At 44.7% G+C, this 15,175-nt stretch carries 17 protein-coding genes; 15 read left to right on the top strand and 2 right to left on the bottom strand.

The window, feature by feature from the left end; genetic code table 11:
• The first annotated feature begins 10 nt into the window (after nucleotides 1–10).
• The 8 genes from I872_RS01265 (at nucleotide 11) to I872_RS01300 (ending at nucleotide 7,932) form a co-directional block, all read left to right on the top strand.
• A complete protein-coding gene (locus I872_RS01265) occupies nucleotides 11–562 on the top strand; it encodes a ClbS/DfsB family four-helix bundle protein (RefSeq protein WP_015604367.1) in 552 nt (183 codons plus the stop codon).
• A 192-nt stretch (nucleotides 563–754) separates the two neighbouring features.
• Nucleotides 755–1,789, top strand: coding sequence for a heat-inducible transcriptional repressor HrcA (hrcA, locus tag I872_RS01270; RefSeq protein WP_015604368.1), 1,035 nt, complete (start codon nucleotides 755–757; stop codon nucleotides 1,787–1,789).
• Nucleotides 1,790–1,827: 38 nt separating this feature from the next.
• On the top strand, nucleotides 1,828–2,352 hold the full coding sequence (grpE, locus tag I872_RS01275) for a nucleotide exchange factor GrpE (RefSeq protein ID WP_015604369.1): 525 nt from the start codon (nucleotides 1,828–1,830) through the stop codon (nucleotides 2,350–2,352).
• Between the two features lie 260 nt (nucleotides 2,353–2,612).
• Nucleotides 2,613–4,442 (top strand): molecular chaperone DnaK, encoded by a 1,830-nt coding sequence (dnaK, locus tag I872_RS01280; RefSeq protein WP_015604370.1) that lies wholly within the window; start codon nucleotides 2,613–2,615, stop codon nucleotides 4,440–4,442.
• A gap of 357 nt (nucleotides 4,443–4,799) precedes the next feature.
• Complete coding sequence (dnaJ, locus tag I872_RS01285) at nucleotides 4,800–5,930, top strand: molecular chaperone DnaJ (protein ID WP_015604371.1); 1,131 nt, start codon at nucleotides 4,800–4,802, stop codon at nucleotides 5,928–5,930.
• A gap of 49 nt (nucleotides 5,931–5,979) precedes the next feature.
• Complete coding sequence (locus I872_RS01290) at nucleotides 5,980–6,384, top strand: GNAT family N-acetyltransferase (protein WP_015604372.1); 405 nt, start codon at nucleotides 5,980–5,982, stop codon at nucleotides 6,382–6,384.
• 215 nt (nucleotides 6,385–6,599) lie between these two features.
• A complete protein-coding gene (locus I872_RS01295) occupies nucleotides 6,600–7,187 on the top strand; it encodes a TetR/AcrR family transcriptional regulator (RefSeq protein ID WP_015604373.1) in 588 nt (195 codons plus the stop codon).
• Nucleotides 7,171–7,932, top strand: coding sequence for a DNA alkylation repair protein (locus tag I872_RS01300; RefSeq protein ID WP_015604374.1), 762 nt, complete (start codon nucleotides 7,171–7,173; stop codon nucleotides 7,930–7,932). The genes I872_RS01295 and I872_RS01300 overlap by 17 nt, the downstream gene beginning before the upstream one ends.
• Before the next feature lie 12 nt (nucleotides 7,933–7,944).
• Here I872_RS01300 and rnjA read toward each other — a convergent pair whose 3' ends face one another.
• Both rnjA and I872_RS01310 read right to left on the bottom strand, forming a co-directional pair.
• A complete protein-coding gene (gene rnjA / locus I872_RS01305) occupies nucleotides 7,945–9,627 on the bottom strand; it encodes a ribonuclease J1 (protein ID WP_015604375.1) in 1,683 nt (560 codons plus the stop codon).
• Nucleotides 9,628–9,629: 2 nt separating this feature from the next.
• A complete protein-coding gene (locus tag I872_RS01310; protein ID WP_015604376.1) occupies nucleotides 9,630–9,860 on the bottom strand; it encodes a DNA-dependent RNA polymerase subunit epsilon in 231 nt (76 codons plus the stop codon).
• A 286-nt stretch (nucleotides 9,861–10,146) separates the two neighbouring features.
• Between I872_RS01310 and tsaB the strand changes: the two genes are divergently transcribed.
• The 7 genes from tsaB to I872_RS01345 all read left to right on the top strand — a co-directional run bounded on the left by tsaB (nucleotide 10,147) and on the right by I872_RS01345 (nucleotide 15,029).
• Nucleotides 10,147–10,833: a tRNA (adenosine(37)-N6)-threonylcarbamoyltransferase complex dimerization subunit type 1 TsaB gene (gene tsaB / locus I872_RS01315; protein ID WP_015604377.1), complete on the top strand. Its 687-nt coding sequence runs from the start codon at nucleotides 10,147–10,149 to the stop codon at nucleotides 10,831–10,833.
• Entirely contained in the window at nucleotides 10,830–11,282 is a 453-nt protein-coding gene (rimI, locus tag I872_RS01320) for a ribosomal protein S18-alanine N-acetyltransferase (protein WP_041826772.1), read from the top strand. Before tsaB ends, rimI begins: the two co-directional genes overlap by 4 nt.
• On the top strand, nucleotides 11,272–12,282 hold the full coding sequence (tsaD, locus tag I872_RS01325; RefSeq protein WP_015604379.1) for a tRNA (adenosine(37)-N6)-threonylcarbamoyltransferase complex transferase subunit TsaD: 1,011 nt from the start codon (nucleotides 11,272–11,274) through the stop codon (nucleotides 12,280–12,282). Before rimI ends, tsaD begins: the two co-directional genes overlap by 11 nt.
• A 9-nt stretch (nucleotides 12,283–12,291) precedes the next feature.
• Nucleotides 12,292–12,987 (top strand): AzlC family ABC transporter permease, encoded by a 696-nt coding sequence (locus I872_RS01330; protein ID WP_015604380.1) that lies wholly within the window; start codon nucleotides 12,292–12,294, stop codon nucleotides 12,985–12,987.
• Nucleotides 12,977–13,315, top strand: coding sequence for an AzlD domain-containing protein (locus I872_RS01335; RefSeq protein WP_015604381.1), 339 nt, complete (start codon nucleotides 12,977–12,979; stop codon nucleotides 13,313–13,315). The genes I872_RS01330 and I872_RS01335 overlap by 11 nt, the downstream gene beginning before the upstream one ends.
• A gap of 122 nt (nucleotides 13,316–13,437) precedes the next feature.
• Entirely contained in the window at nucleotides 13,438–14,184 is a 747-nt protein-coding gene (locus tag I872_RS01340; RefSeq protein ID WP_015604382.1) for a class I SAM-dependent methyltransferase, read from the top strand.
• A gap of 104 nt (nucleotides 14,185–14,288) precedes the next feature.
• Nucleotides 14,289–15,029, top strand: coding sequence for a MerR family transcriptional regulator (locus I872_RS01345; RefSeq protein WP_015604383.1), 741 nt, complete (start codon nucleotides 14,289–14,291; stop codon nucleotides 15,027–15,029).
• The last annotated feature ends 146 nt before the right edge of the window (nucleotides 15,030–15,175 follow it).

Below are 15,175 nucleotides of genomic sequence, written 5' to 3' on the forward strand. Positions count from 1 at the left end.
GGAATGTAACATGCCAAGACCTGCAACAAAAAACGATTTACTGGCTGCAGCTACAGAAAATTTCGAAAAACTCAATCTGCTCATTTCGAACATGACAGCAGAAGAGTTGGCAAGGCCCTTTGATTTTTCAAAGGATGAGAAAAAGAAAGAAGCTCACTGGAAGCGCGATCGGAATCTGAGGGATGTCTTAATACATCTTTATGAGTGGCACCAGCTGCTGCTCAACTGGGTGCAGGCCAATCAAAGGGGAGAAGAGAAGTCCTTCCTGCCTGCTCCCTACAATTGGAGAACTTATGGTGAGATGAATATCGCATTTTGGGAAAAGCACCAGCAAACCTCTCTTGAGGAGGCAAGTTCTTTGCTGGCTAGTTCATATAGAGCTGTCCTAGACCTAGCCGCAACCTTGACCAATGAAGAATTATTTTCTAAAGGAGTTTATAAATGGACGGGTGGAACGACCTTGGGCTCCTATTTTGTCAGCGCCACATCCAGCCACTATGATTGGGCTATGAAAAAGCTTAAAGCTCACCAAAAGAATTGTAAAGGGAATTCCGTCCAATAAAGTTTTCTAGGACTTGAGACTGATTTTTAGCACTCTTGCAAAAAGAGTGCTAATTTTTTGAGTTTTTGTCTTGACTTTCATTTTCAAGAGTGTATAATAGAATCATGGTTTAGCACTCGAGGTGTTAGAGTGCTAAATATAAAAAATAAAATCTCGCCAGTGGCTGGAATTTTCTAAAGAGAGGTGAAGTCCTTGGTAACAGAACGCCAAAATGAGATTTTAAATCTAATTATTGATATCTTTACCAAGACGCAGGAGCCTGTCGGTTCTAAAGCTTTACAAGAGTCTATCCAGTCTTCGAGTGCCACCATCCGTAATGACATGGCGGCCTTGGAAAAGGAAGGACTGCTGGAAAAGGCCCATACATCGAGTGGTCGCAAGCCCAGTGTCGCTGGTTTCCAGTATTTCGTCCGGAATTCCTTGTCCTTTGACCAGCTGGCGGAAAATGAGCTCTACGAGGTCGTCAAGGCCTTCGATCAAGAGTTTTTCAAGCTGGAGGATATCCTACAGCGGGCGGCAGATGTCTTGGCAGAGTTGAGTGATTGCACGGTTGTAGCCCTTGATGTCGAGCCTAGTCGGCAGCGACTGACAGCTTTTGATATCGTGGTTCTCAGTCAGCATGCAGCTTTAGCTGTCTTTACTTTGGATGAGTCCAATACCCTGACCAGTCAGTTCATGATTCCTAGGAATTTTCTCCAGGAAGACCTACTGCGCTTGAGGGATATGATTCAGGAGCGCTTTCTGGGACAGACGGTATTAGATATTCACTATAAGATTCGGACGGAGATCCCGCAGATTATCCAGCGTTACTTTACGACGACAGACAATGTTCTCGATCTCTTTGAGCATATTTTTGCTCAGATGTTTTCGGAAAAAGTAACTGTAGCTGGTAAGGTCCAGTTGTTACGTTTTGCGGATCTTGAGGCCTATCAGTTCTTTGATGATCGACAGAAGGTAGCCTTTGAAATCCGTGACAGCTTAGCTGAGGATCAAATGCAAAATGTCCGAGTCGCAGCTAGCCAAGAGGACTGTCTGGCTAATCTAACCTTGATTTCCAGCAAATTCCTGATTCCCTATCGGGGCTTTGGGATGTTGGCAGTGGTTGGTCCAGTTAATCTGGATTACCAAAAGGTGGTTAGTCAACTCAATGTTGTCAATCGGGTCCTAACTATGAAACTCATCGATTTCTACCGATATTTGAGTAGTAATCATTATGAGGTGAGTTGAACATGAAATTACATAAATTCCTAAAAAGGAGGCGAAAAATGTCTGAGGAAATAAAAAACGAAGAAGTAAAAGAAGAGGAAGTAGTAGAAACTGCTGAAGAGGCTGTTGAAACTGCTCCTGAAAAATCAGAATTAGAATTAGCCAATGAGCGGGCAGAAGATTTTGAAAATAAATACCTTCGCGCTCATGCGGAAATGCAAAACATCCAACGTCGTGCCAACGAAGAACGCCAACTCTTGCAACGTTATCGAAGCCAAGATTTAGGGAAAGCTATTTTACCTTCCTTGGACAACCTTGAGCGTGCGCTTGCCGTTGAAGGCTTGACAGATGATGTTAAAAAAGGTCTGGAAATGGTACAAGAAAGCTTGATTCATGCCCTTAAAGAAGAAGGAATTGAAGAAATCGCGGCGGACGGAGCATTTGACCATAACTATCACATGGCCATCCAAACCGTTCCAGCAGATGACGAGCACCCAGCTGATACCATCGCACAAGTCTTCCAAAAAGGCTATAAACTCCATGATCGCATCCTAAGACCAGCAATGGTGGTGGTTTATAACTAGGCTAGAGAACTTAAAAAACTTGTCCGAAACGACAATAAACTATGAAGAAAGATAAGAGGCAAGCCGGAGGCTTGCAAGGAAGATATTTCCCGCCGTGGTGAAAGTTTCAGTAGCTTATGCTACTGAAGCAGGGGATTTTTGAGACAATAGGCTCAAAAATAAGTGATGAAATCCCGTAGGGAGTTGCTCACGTCCCCACCACTTAAGGGGAATATCAAGAAAAATCAAAATTAGAATTAAAATAATAAGGAGAAAAACACATGTCTAAAATTATCGGTATTGACTTAGGTACAACAAACTCAGCAGTTGCAGTTCTTGAAGGAACTGAAAGCAAAATCATCGCAAATCCAGAAGGAAACCGTACAACTCCATCTGTAGTGTCATTCAAAAATGGTGAAATCATTGTTGGTGACGCTGCAAAACGTCAAGCAGTCACAAACCCAGATACAGTTATCTCTATCAAGTCTAAGATGGGTACTTCTGAAAAGGTTTCTGCTAACGGTAAAGAGTACACTCCACAAGAAATCTCAGCTATGATTCTTCAATACTTGAAAGGTTACGCTGAAGAATACCTTGGTGAAAAAGTAACTAAGGCTGTTATCACAGTTCCAGCTTACTTTAACGATGCCCAACGTCAAGCAACAAAAGACGCTGGTAAAATCGCTGGTCTTGAAGTAGAACGTATTGTCAATGAACCAACTGCAGCAGCCCTTGCTTACGGTTTGGATAAGACTGACAAAGAAGAAAAAATCTTGGTATTCGACCTTGGTGGTGGTACATTTGACGTATCTATCCTTGAACTCGGTGACGGTGTCTTCGATGTATTGGCGACTGCAGGGGACAACAAACTCGGTGGTGACGACTTTGACCAAAAGATTATCGACCACTTGGTAGCAGAATTCAAGAAAGAAAACGGTATTGACTTGTCTACTGACAAGATGGCAATGCAACGTTTGAAGGATGCGGCTGAAAAAGCTAAGAAAGACCTTTCAGGTGTAACTTCAACTCAAATTAGCTTACCATTCATCACTGCGGGTGAGGCTGGACCTCTTCACTTGGAAATGACTCTGACTCGTGCGAAATTTGATGATTTGACTCGTGATCTTGTAGAACGTACAAAAACTCCAGTTCGTCAAGCTCTTTCTGATGCAGGCTTGAGCTTGTCAGAAATCGATGAAGTGATCCTTGTTGGTGGTTCAACTCGTATCCCAGCCGTTGTAGAAGCTGTTAAGGCTGAAACTGGTAAAGAACCAAACAAATCAGTAAACCCTGACGAAGTGGTTGCTATGGGTGCAGCTATCCAAGGTGGTGTCATCACTGGTGATGTCAAAGACGTTGTCCTTCTTGACGTAACACCATTGTCACTTGGTATTGAAACAATGGGTGGAGTATTTACAAAACTCATCGAGCGCAACACAACAATTCCAACATCTAAATCACAAGTCTTCTCAACAGCAGCAGACAACCAACCAGCCGTTGATATCCACGTTCTTCAAGGTGAACGCCCAATGGCAGCAGACAACAAGACTCTTGGACGTTTCCAATTGACTGACATTCCAGCTGCACCTCGTGGAATTCCTCAAATTGAAGTAACATTTGATATTGACAAGAACGGTATCGTATCTGTTAAAGCTAAAGATCTTGGAACTCAAAAAGAGCAAACAATCGTCATCCAATCTAACTCAGGTTTGACTGATGAAGAAATCGACCGCATGATGAAAGATGCCGAAGCGAACGCTGAAGCAGATAAGAAACGTAAAGAAGAAGTAGACCTACGTAACGAAGTAGACCAAGCAATCTTTGCGACTGAAAAGACTATCAAGGAAACTGAAGGTAAAGGCTTTGACGCAGAACGTGATGCTGCTCAAGCTGCCCTTGATGACCTTAAGAAAGCCCAAGAAGACAATAACTTGGACGACATGAAAGCAAAACTCGAAGCTCTCAACGAAAAAGCGCAAGCTTTGGCAGTGAAACTCTACGAACAAGCCGCAGCAGCCCAACAAGCTCAAGCACAAGCAGGAGCAGAAGGCGCACAAGCAACAGGAAACGCAGGCGATGACGTCGTAGACGGAGAGTTTACTGAAAAGTAAGATGTTGAGGCGTTAAGAAAACGAAAGAAAAATAGGAAGCCATCGCCTTGTGCGATGCACAAAAGATGGCTTATCTTTTTTCCGAAGTTTTTAGCCGAAACTCAGTTAAGCATTGCTAGTTTGATTTTTAAAACTCGAACTAGTAAGTATAAGAAGAAATCCAGAGGTTGCAACCCAGCCTCTGTTTTTCGGTAAGAAAAGAGTTGGAACGTAAATTTTTGGTTTTTCTTTAAACTAAGTTAGAAAGGAACTGAACCCGACCTAAATTCTAGGAAAAAAGAGAAATCAGTCTGGGAGCATCACTCCGTCGCCTGATTTCCTATTTTTCAGTCGAATTTTACGGTCTTGGTATCTTAAATGAACAATACAGAATTTTATGATCGTTTAGGTGTCTCTAAGAATGCTTCTCAGGATGAGATCAAGAGAGCCTATCGGAAATTATCTAAAAAATATCACCCAGATATCAATAAGGAGCCTGGGGCGGAAGATAAATACAAAGAAGTCCAAGAGGCTTATGAAACGCTGAGCGATGAGCAAAAGCGGGCTGCCTATGACCAATATGGCGCAGCGGGTGCCAATGGTGGCTTTGGTGGTGCAGGCGGCTTCGGTGGCTTTGATGGCTCTGGTTTTGGCGGCTTCGAAGACATCTTTTCTAGCTTCTTTGGTGGTGGCGCAACTCGTAATCCAAACGCTCCACGCCAAGGGGATGATCTCCAGTATCGGGTAAATCTCCGCTTTGAAGAGGCTATTTTCGGGGCAGAAAAAGAAGTGAAATACAATCGTGAGGCGAGTTGCCATACTTGTCACGGTTCAGGTGCCAAGCCAGGAACTAGCCCAGTAACTTGTGGCCGCTGTCATGGTTCTGGTGTTATCAATGTTGATACGCAGACACCGCTGGGCATGATGCGTCGACAAGTGACTTGTGATGTCTGTCACGGTCGCGGACAAGAAATCAAAAGTCCATGCGAAACCTGCCATGGAACAGGACATGAAAAGCAAGCGCATAGCGTTCATGTAAAAATCCCTGCTGGTGTGGAAACAGGTCAACGAGTTCGCTTGGCGGGTCAAGGTGAGGCAGGCTTTAATGGCGGTCCTTACGGTGACTTGTATGTAGTGGTGAACGTTGAGCCAAGCGATAAATTTGAGCGAGACGGTTCTACCATTTACTACAAGCTCAACCTCAACTTTGTGCAAGCAGCTCTGGGTGACAGTGTGGAAATTCCGACTGTCCATGGAAATGTTGAATTGACAATCCCAGAAGGAACTCAGACTGGCAAACGTTTCCGCCTGCGTGGTAAAGGAGCACCAAATCTACGCGATGGAAGTGTCGGTGACCAATATGTCACTGTCAATGTCGTAACGCCGACAGGACTCAATGATCGTCAAAAGGCAGCTCTTAAGGATTTTGCGGCGGCTGGAGACATCACAGTGAGCCCTAAAAAGAAAGGCTTCTTTGATAAGATGAAAGATGTCTTTGAAGGGGAATAAAGAAGGAAGAGGCAGAGTTAGTATTCTGCTTTTTCGTTAGGAGAAAAAAATGACAGAATTTCAAGACTTTATCGAGCAAGTTTTCAAGGAGCAATATGAGGCTTCTTTTGGTCCAGATATGCTTGAAGAACTTGAGCCCAAGGATTATTATCTGATACGGGAAGAGGAAGGAAACTTGATCGCCGTGCTCCATGCCCAGCAGGTGTTGGAAAACATCCATATCAAGGCCTTAGTGGTAGATAAGGGACACCAGAAAAAGGGCTTGGGAGCTAGTCTGCTGGCAGAATTAGAAGAAAGGGCTGAGAAAGCGGGAGTCAGCAGCATCACCTTGTCCACCAAATCTTACCAAGCCAAGGATTTTTACATCAAGCAAGGCTATAAAATCTATGCCAGTCTGGAAGACGTGCCTCAAAAAGGTGCGACCAAATATCATTTTATCAAGCGACTGGGCTGAATTGTTTTTAGAATAGAAGTCAAGTTGGCTTCTATTTCTTAAATCATTTTACATACATACAGCGTGTATGTTATAATTAAGACTGAAAAGTTTTTTTGGGAATTAAGACATTATTTTAATAAACAAAGATGTGCTGGCTCAGTACAAGGGGCTATTTCTGATTTTCAGAAAGACTTGCTTTAGAGTGTTAGAGCAGTTTAAAATGGAGAGTGAGAATGAATAAAAAACAGCAGGCTTCACTAGAGACAAGTAGCAAAATATTAGCCATCGCCCGGAAACATTTTTCTTTAAAGGGTTATGCAGAAACTTCCTTGGAAGAAATTGTAGATGAGCTGGGAATGACAAGAGGCGCACTTTATCATCATTTCGGGAATAAGAAAACTTTATTTACCGCCGTACTGGCACAAATTCAGTCCGAACTGGGATCTTATGTAGAAAAAAACGCTCTGGAAGCACACGATTCTTGGGAGCAGTTGGTGGAAGGCTGTGTTGCTTTTGTTCGTTTTGCGACCTTGACCGAAAATAAACGTATTCTCCTGCTTGATGGTCCCAATGTCGTTGAGTGGAAAGAGTGGTGTCGTCAGGACGAGGCTAATTCTTTCTTTCATTTGAGAGAGCAATTAGACATTTTATATAAAGAAGGAAGACTTATCTCTATTGATCTGGGTATGGCGGCTCATATGATTTCAGGTGCCTTGAATGAATTGTCCCTCTATCTGGCAGAGAAAGAGGAAGAAGCAGACATTAGAGGAGCAGTGAGCAGTCTTTTGAAAGGATTTAAAAATCATGGCGAAAAAGGTTAAGGATTATTATGATTTGGTTTATGCCGAGGATCTGAGTCGTCGTCTGCAAGAAGTAACAGATAAATTTGATGCTCAGCATTTTATGTCTCTAGTTGAAAGCGACTTAGAAGCCTTGGAATTTACTCAGCGTCAAGAGCTGCTGGCAAAGAGTATCAAAGAATGTTTGCCGCTTTCTTATGCGGATTCTCTGAAGGTTTTTGAGCAGATACTTGGTCCGGAGTTAGAGGGCGGCTTGGGGATGTTCTCAGAAGGATACTGGTTGTGGCCGATTGGCAAATACCTAGAACTTTACGGAGGTCAGGAATTCGAGCTGAGTGCAGCCTTCAGTAAGGAATTAACCAAGCGATTTACTGGAGAATTTTCCATGCGGCCTTTGCTGGCTAATTATCCCAAAGCTACGATGGATTTACTGTTAGAGTGGAGCCGAGATGAGAATATGCGTGTCCGCAGGTTAGCCAGCGAGTGTATGCGGATCCGACTGCCTTGGGCTAAGAAGCAGACTGTGGTCTTAGATTATTTTGATGAATTTACCGCTATTTTAAGAAATCTAAAGGATGATGCGGATAAATCAATCCAAAAAAGCGTCGCGAATAATCTGAATGATTTATATAAAGAAGATCCTGAGAAATTTGAGCGTATCATTCAGACTTGGCAAGCGGAAGAATTGAGTCCGAGTTGCGCTTGGATTATCAAGCATGCTTCGCGAACAAAAAATAAAGCAGAAAAACAAGCTTTGCTAGTCTAGCAAAGCTTGTTTTTAGTTATCTTCGTCTGGTGTAAGCACCATCGGAATAATAATAGGTTCGCGCTCGGTACTTTCGTAGAGGAAAGGACGCAAGGCGTTGACGATAGCGCCGCTGACAGATTGGACGCTGGCATCTTTATTCTTGAGTGCAATGCGAATTGCATTGAAGAGGATGCGTTGGCTTTGGCGAATGAGGTCACCTGATTCGCGCATGTAGATAAAGCCGCGGCTGAGAATATCTGGACCGGCCAAAATCATCTGGGACTCAAAGTCAACGGTTGCAACAGCCAGGACAACACCGTCCTCAGATAGTTCTTTACGGTCGCGCAGGACAGCAGCTCCGATCTCACCAATGCGGCTCCCATCGACATAGATATCCTGAGCGTTGAAACTACCAGCAATACGGGCTGAGTTAGCTGTCAGAGCCAGCACATCACCATTGCTCATAATGAAGATATTATCTTTTGGCACTCCAGTATCAACGGCCAGGCCTGCATGGATTTTCTGCATGCGGTATTCCCCATGGACTGGCATGAAATATTTAGGCTTAATCAAGCGGAGCATGAGTTTCTGCTCCTGCTGGCCACCGTGTCCAGAGGTGTGGATGTTGTTAATCTTACCGTGGATAACCTCTACACCGGCTTCGGAAATGATGTTAATCAATTTGTTAACACTGGTCGTATTACCAGGGATAGGACTGGATGAGAAGATGACTGTATCTCCAGGCTGCAGCTGAACTTGACGGTGGGTGCCATTGGCAATCCGAGACAGTGCTGCCATAGGCTCACCCTGGCTTCCGGTACACATAATCAGCACTTCGCCAGCTGGATAGTCCTTGAGTTCATTTGGCTCGATGAAGGTATCTTTAGGAACCTTGATATAGCCCAGCTCAATCCCGTTGACAATAGCCTTTTCCATGGAACGGCCAAAGACCGCAATCTTGCGACCGGTCTTGACAGCAGCCTCAGCAGCCTGCTGGAGGCGGAAGATGTTAGAGGCAAAGGAAGCGAAAATAATCCGTCCATGAATGCCTTCGATAATCTTCATGATAGATTGCCCGACCACTTTTTCGGAATTGGTAAAGGTCGGAACTTCAGCATTGGTCGAGTCAGATAGGAGACAGAGTACGCCTTCTTCGCCTAGAGCGGCCATACGGTGTAAGTCTGCTGGCTCACCGACTGGTGTAAAGTCAAACTTGAAGTCACCGGTACAGACAATCTTACCTTGCGGCGTATGAATGACAATCCCCAAGGGCTCTGGAATAGAGTGGGTTGTCCGGAAGAAAGTCGCCTTCAGATTTTTAAAGGTCAGCTCTGTGTTTTGATTGATTTCATAGAGCTTGGCATCCCGCAAAAGTCCATGCTCTTCTAGCTTGCCCCGAATGAGGGCTAGCGCCAAAGGGCCGGCATAGATAGGTACATTGGCTTGCTTGAGCAGGAAAGGAATGCCGCCTATATGATCCTCGTGCCCGTGGGTGATGAGGACAGCTTTTACGCGGTCAATATTTTCGACGATATAAGAGTAGTCGGGGATAACATAGTCGATACCCAAGAGATCGTCTTCTGGGAATTTAATCCCAGCATCGATGATGATAATCTCATCTTGATACTCAATTCCGTAGGTATTTTTACCGATTTCGCCCAGACCGCCAATGGCGAAAACACCAACTTCTTCTTTCTTTAAGTTATATGCCATAGTTATAACTCCGTCAATTCGAAGGCGCCTGACTCTTTTTCGTATTCAAGGTGTTTGTCAGACAAGAGTTCGATAAATTCGATATTGTATGGAGTCTTTTCTTCGACCAATTTGCGGGCTTTGATACGGCCTTCTAATTCATTGGCAGCTTCTACTTCTAAGTAAAGGACACGTGTTTTTTCACGGCGTGGGCTGCGTTCTTTTGTTTCTTGATAAAAAACTTTGTAAATCATTTTATTTCCTTCCATTTTTCATGATCAAGCTACAGAAAACGACAGCTAATCAGCTGTTTTCTTTTATTCAGTTTTATGAGTAGTAGATTGACCTTGATTCGATATAATTCTAACCAATTATATCATAAAACCAGCTTTTAGTAAAAGACATAGCCGAGAAAATATTGTGGAGATTTTCAGAAAAGCTTTTAAGAGGTAATCTGGATAATCAAATGACTGCTTCTCTACCCTTGTGGTCACTTTTATAGTATAATAAGAAGCAAACACTCGAGTAAGGAAGAGAATGATGAAAATTTTAGCGATGGATACGTCAAATAAGGCTCTGTCTCTAGCGATTTTAGAGAATGAGGAGACCTTGGGGCAGGTGACGCTCAATATCAAGAAAAATCATAGTATTACCCTTATGCCGGCTATCGATTTTCTGATGAATAGTCTGGATATGAAACCGACGGATTTGGATCGGATCGCGGTGGCGCAGGGGCCGGGCAGCTACACAGGCCTGAGAATTGCGGTGGCGACAGCCAAGACCCTGGCGCATACCCTCAAGATTGAGCTGGTCGGTGTGTCTAGTCTGCTGGCTTTAGTACCAGAGCAGGTAGAAGACTTTGTCATTCCTATCATGGATGCTCGCCGCAATAATGTTTATGCTGGCTTTTACCAATCTGGTCAAGCTGTGCGACCGGAGGCTCATCTGCCTTTGGTAGAGGTTTTGGAAATAGCTGGCGCTGCTAACCAGCCAGTCACTTTTGTCGGAGAAACGACAGCTTTTGCGGAGCAGATCAAAGTTGCTCTTCCTCAGGCTGCCATTCAGCCGACCTTGCCAGATGCAGCAGTTGTTGGTCGTCTCGGTTTAGACCTGCCAGCCCAGTCCATTCATGACTTTGTCCCTAACTATCTCAAGCGGGTAGAGGCTGAGGAAAATTGGCTCAAGACCCATCAGGAATCCAGCGATTCTTACATTCAGCGCCTATGATTGAGATGAGAAAATGGAGCGACAACTCGGATGTGGATGCGGCAGTTCTGGCAGAAAAGCTGGAACAGCTCTTAATTGCAGTCTATGAGGTCAGCCCATGGACTGCGGATCAAGTGGAAGAAGTGCTGCGCTCGGATGTGAATAGTTGTGCGCTAGCAGAAGATGGGAGTCAGCTTGTCGGCTTTTTAGTCTGGCAGGAGACCGACTTTGAAGCAGAAGTCCTGCAGATTGCTGTATTGCCTAGCTATCAGGGGCAGAAAATCGCGACAGCCTTGTTTGACTTTTTGCCAGCAGACAAAGAAATTTTCCTCGAAGTAAGGGAGTCCAACAAGCCAGCTCTGCTATTTTACAAAAAAGAAAAATTTGAAGAAATCGCGCGGCGGAAGGCCTACTACCATGCACCAGTGGAAGACGCGATTGTTATGAAAAGAGAGAACCATGAAAGATAGATATATTTTAGCTTTTGAGACGTCTTGTGACGAGACTAGTGTGGCGGTTCTGAAGAATGAGACGGAGCTTTTGAGCAATGTCATTGCTAGCCAGATTGAGAGCCACAAGCGTTTTGGCGGAGTGGTACCGGAAGTGGCCAGCCGTCATCATGTAGAGGTCATTACGGTTTGCATTGAGGAGGCCTTGGCAGAAGCAGGGATTACTGAGGAGCAAGTGACAGCAGTGGCCGTCACCTACGGTCCTGGTCTAGTTGGGGCGCTTTTAGTCGGCTTGGCAGCGGCCAAGTCTTTTGCCTGGGCTCATGATATTCCCTTGATTCCAGTCAATCACATGGCTGGACACCTGATGGCAGCCCAGAGCGTGGAGCCCTTGGAATTTCCCTTGCTGGCTCTCTTGGTCAGTGGCGGCCATACTGAGCTGGTCTATGTCAGTCAGGCTGGCGATTATAAAATTGTGGGGGAGACCCGCGATGATGCGGTCGGTGAAGCCTATGACAAAGTCGGTCGCGTTATGGGACTGACCTATCCAGCAGGACGGGAGATTGATCAGCTGGCTCATGAGGGACAGGATATCTATGATTTTCCGCGGGCCATGATCAAGGAAGACAATCTGGAATTTTCTTTTTCTGGTCTCAAGTCGGCCTTTATCAACCTGCACCACAATGCTCAGCAAAAGGGAGAAGTCTTGTCTAACCAAGGCTTGTCAGCAAGTTTTCAGGCAGCGGTCATGGATATTCTCATGGCCAAGACTAAGAAAGCGCTGGAAAAATATCCAGTCAAGACTCTGGTCGTAGCGGGCGGTGTTGCGGCCAATCAAGGCCTGAGAGAACGCTTGGCAGCTGAGATTCAGGATGTGAAAGTAATCATTCCGCCATTGCGCCTCTGCGGTGACAATGCTGGTATGATTGCCTATGCCAGCGTCAGTGAGTGGAATAAGGGCAATTTTGCCAGTTTGGACCTCAATGCGAAGCCGAGTCTGGCTTTTGAAACGATGGAGTAAAGGAGAAGAATGCGCGGACAGACATTTAAACAGGGTGCACAAGCAGCAGTGCCAACGGCTCTAGGCTATGTCGGAATCGGTCTAGCCTGTGGCATTATGGCGGCGCCTTATATGAATCCTCTGGGAATGGGGCTGATGAGTATTCTGGTTTATGCTGGCAGTGCCCAGTTTGCTATGATAGGTTTGATTGCGCAAGGTGCTCCGATTTTGGCCATTGCCTTGACTGTCTTTTTGATCAATCTGCGTTTTTTCTTGCTAGGGTTGCATGCCTCTAGCATTTTTAGAGACTTCAGCCTGTGGCAAAATATTGCGATGGGGAGCCTCCTTACCGATGAGTCCTACGGTGTTTTGATGGGAGAGCAGATTCACTCGAAGAGGATTTTGCCACAGTGGATGCATGGAAATAATCTGCTGAGCTATGGTGCTTGGTTCCTTGGAACGGTGCTGGGAACGATTTTAGGTGCCCTTCTGCCCAATCCTGAGAGCTTTGGCCTGGATTTTGCCCTAGTCGCCATGTTTATTGGCATTTTTTCTTCTCAGTTTACAATCATGCTGCGACGGGTCAAGATAAAGAAGCTCTTTTTGGTCTTAGGTGTGGTGGGCCTTGCCTACTTGATCCTGACCATGCTGCTTCAAAATTCGCTGGCGGTGCTTTTTGCAACCTTACTAGGCTGTACGGTGGGGGTGATTCTAGATGATAAGTAAGTATATTTTGCTGGCTATTCTTTTGTCAGCCTTGGTCACTTGGATACCGCGGGTTTTGCCCTTTATCCTAGTCAAGTACAAGGTACTTCCGCCTATGGTAGAGCGTTTCCTCAAATATCTGCCAGTTTCCATCATCTTTGCCCTCATCCTGTCCAGTGTCACCAATGCTAAAATGGGTCAGTTGCCGAGTTTTAAATGGCTGGATTTGCTGGCTGTTTTTCCGACGACTTATGTGGCTTTTAAGTATAAAAACTTAATTGCAACTGTTGTATTGGGTGTAGTCTTGGTGGCCTTGCTGCGCTTTCTAGCTGGATTTCTTGGCTTGTAAAGAAAGTACAAGACAGATTGAATCAGTCGATTCGGTCTGTTTTTCTGCTAAATTCTAAGAATTGTCTGAAAATATAATATTTTATGCTATAATGGAACCAATCAAAATTATGGAGGTTCGAAATGGCAGAAGCAGGTCATAAATTTTTAGCAAAATTAGGAAAGAAACGTCTTCGTCCCGGTGGCAAGCTGGCAACAGACTGGCTGATTGAGCAGGGGCAGTTTTCCAGCGAAAAGAAGGTTCTAGAAGTTGCCTGCAATATGGGAACCACAACAATCGAGCTGGCTAAAAGATATGGTTGCCAGATTACTGCAGTTGATTTGGATAAGGCTGCGCTAAATCAGGCTCGGCTTGATGGAGACAAGGCTGGTGTTGGTAAGCTAGTTACCTTTGAGCAGGCTAATGCCATGAAGCTGCCTTATGATGACAATTCTTTTGATATCGTTATCAATGAAGCCCTGCTGACCATGCAGACAGATAAGGGGAAGGACAAATGTATGGATGAGTACTACCGGGTGCTGAAGCCAGGCGGAGTACTCCTCACCCACGATGTTATGCTCAAACAAAAAGATGAGAATGTTCGGGAAGAGCTATCTCGTGCGATTAATGTCAATGTTGGTCCTCTGACAGAGGGCTCTTGGATTCAGTTGGCGCGATCTCACTCGTTTGATCGTGTAGACACCTTTGTCGGAGAAATGACCTTGATGAGTTTTCGAGGCATGATATATGACGAAGGATTGGGTGGCACTCTGAAAATCTGCTTCAATGCTCTTAAGAAAGAGAACTACAGCCAATTTATGAAGATGTTTAAGATGTTCCAAAAGAATCAAGAAAAACTGGGCTTTATTGCCATGGTTTCTCGCAAATAAATACTAGCTACTTTGGAAAATTTAAAGTGATTAAAAAAATTTCATAAAAAGCTTGACTCTGCCCTAAGGTCAGGGCTTATACTGTAAGGGCAAGGAGGTTTTTTATGTACCATATCAAAGAAGCTGCGCAGCTTTCGGGAGTCTCTGTCAAAACCCTGCATCATTACGATAAAATCGGACTTTTAGTACCCGCTAAATCAGAAAATGGCTATCGGACATACAGCCAAGCTGATTTAGAGCGGTTGCAGGTCATCCTTTACTATAAGTATTTGGGCTTTTCTTTGGAGAAAATAGCAGAGCTGCTGAGCCAGGACGAACAGGCCTTACTGCCGCATCTGGTTAGGCAGTTAGAGTATTTGCAGCAGGAAAGAGACCGCTTGGATACCTTGATTTCCACCTTGCAAAAAACCATCCAAGAAGAAAAAGGAGAAAGAAAGATGACAATGAAAGAAAAATTCGCAGGCTTTACCTACGAAGATAATCAAAAATATCAGCAAAAAGCTGTAGAAGAATACGGTCAAGAAGTCATGGCGGAAGCACTAGCTCGTCAAAATGGACGGGAAGAAGAATCTGTTGCAGCCTTCAATCAAGTTTTTCAAAGTCTGGCAGAGAATATGCAGCAAGGCTTGTCAATTGACGCAGTAGAAAATCAAGAACAGGCAGCGCATCTCTTACAAGCCATCCGCACTTATGGCTTTGACTGCTCTATTGAGGTATTCGGCTATATCGGTAAAGGCTATGTCTATAACCCAGAGTTTAAGGAAAACATTGACAAATTTGGGGCAGGAACTGCCCAGTACACAGCAGATGTCATTGCAGCTTATGTTCGGACAAATACAGAATAAAAGAGGCTGGGACAAAAGTCCTAGCCTCTCAATTGTCTTTGGATTGTCGAGCAAGACGCAGTGGTTGAGTGGGCTCTATTACGCTGATTTCATCAGCTTTTACAGCCCTACTCAACTGTGCGGAGGTGGGACGACGAAATCGAATT

This window comes from Streptococcus cristatus AS 1.3089, from assembly GCF_000385925.1.
GTDB classification, from domain to species: Bacteria; Bacillota; Bacilli; order Lactobacillales; family Streptococcaceae; genus Streptococcus; species Streptococcus cristatus_B.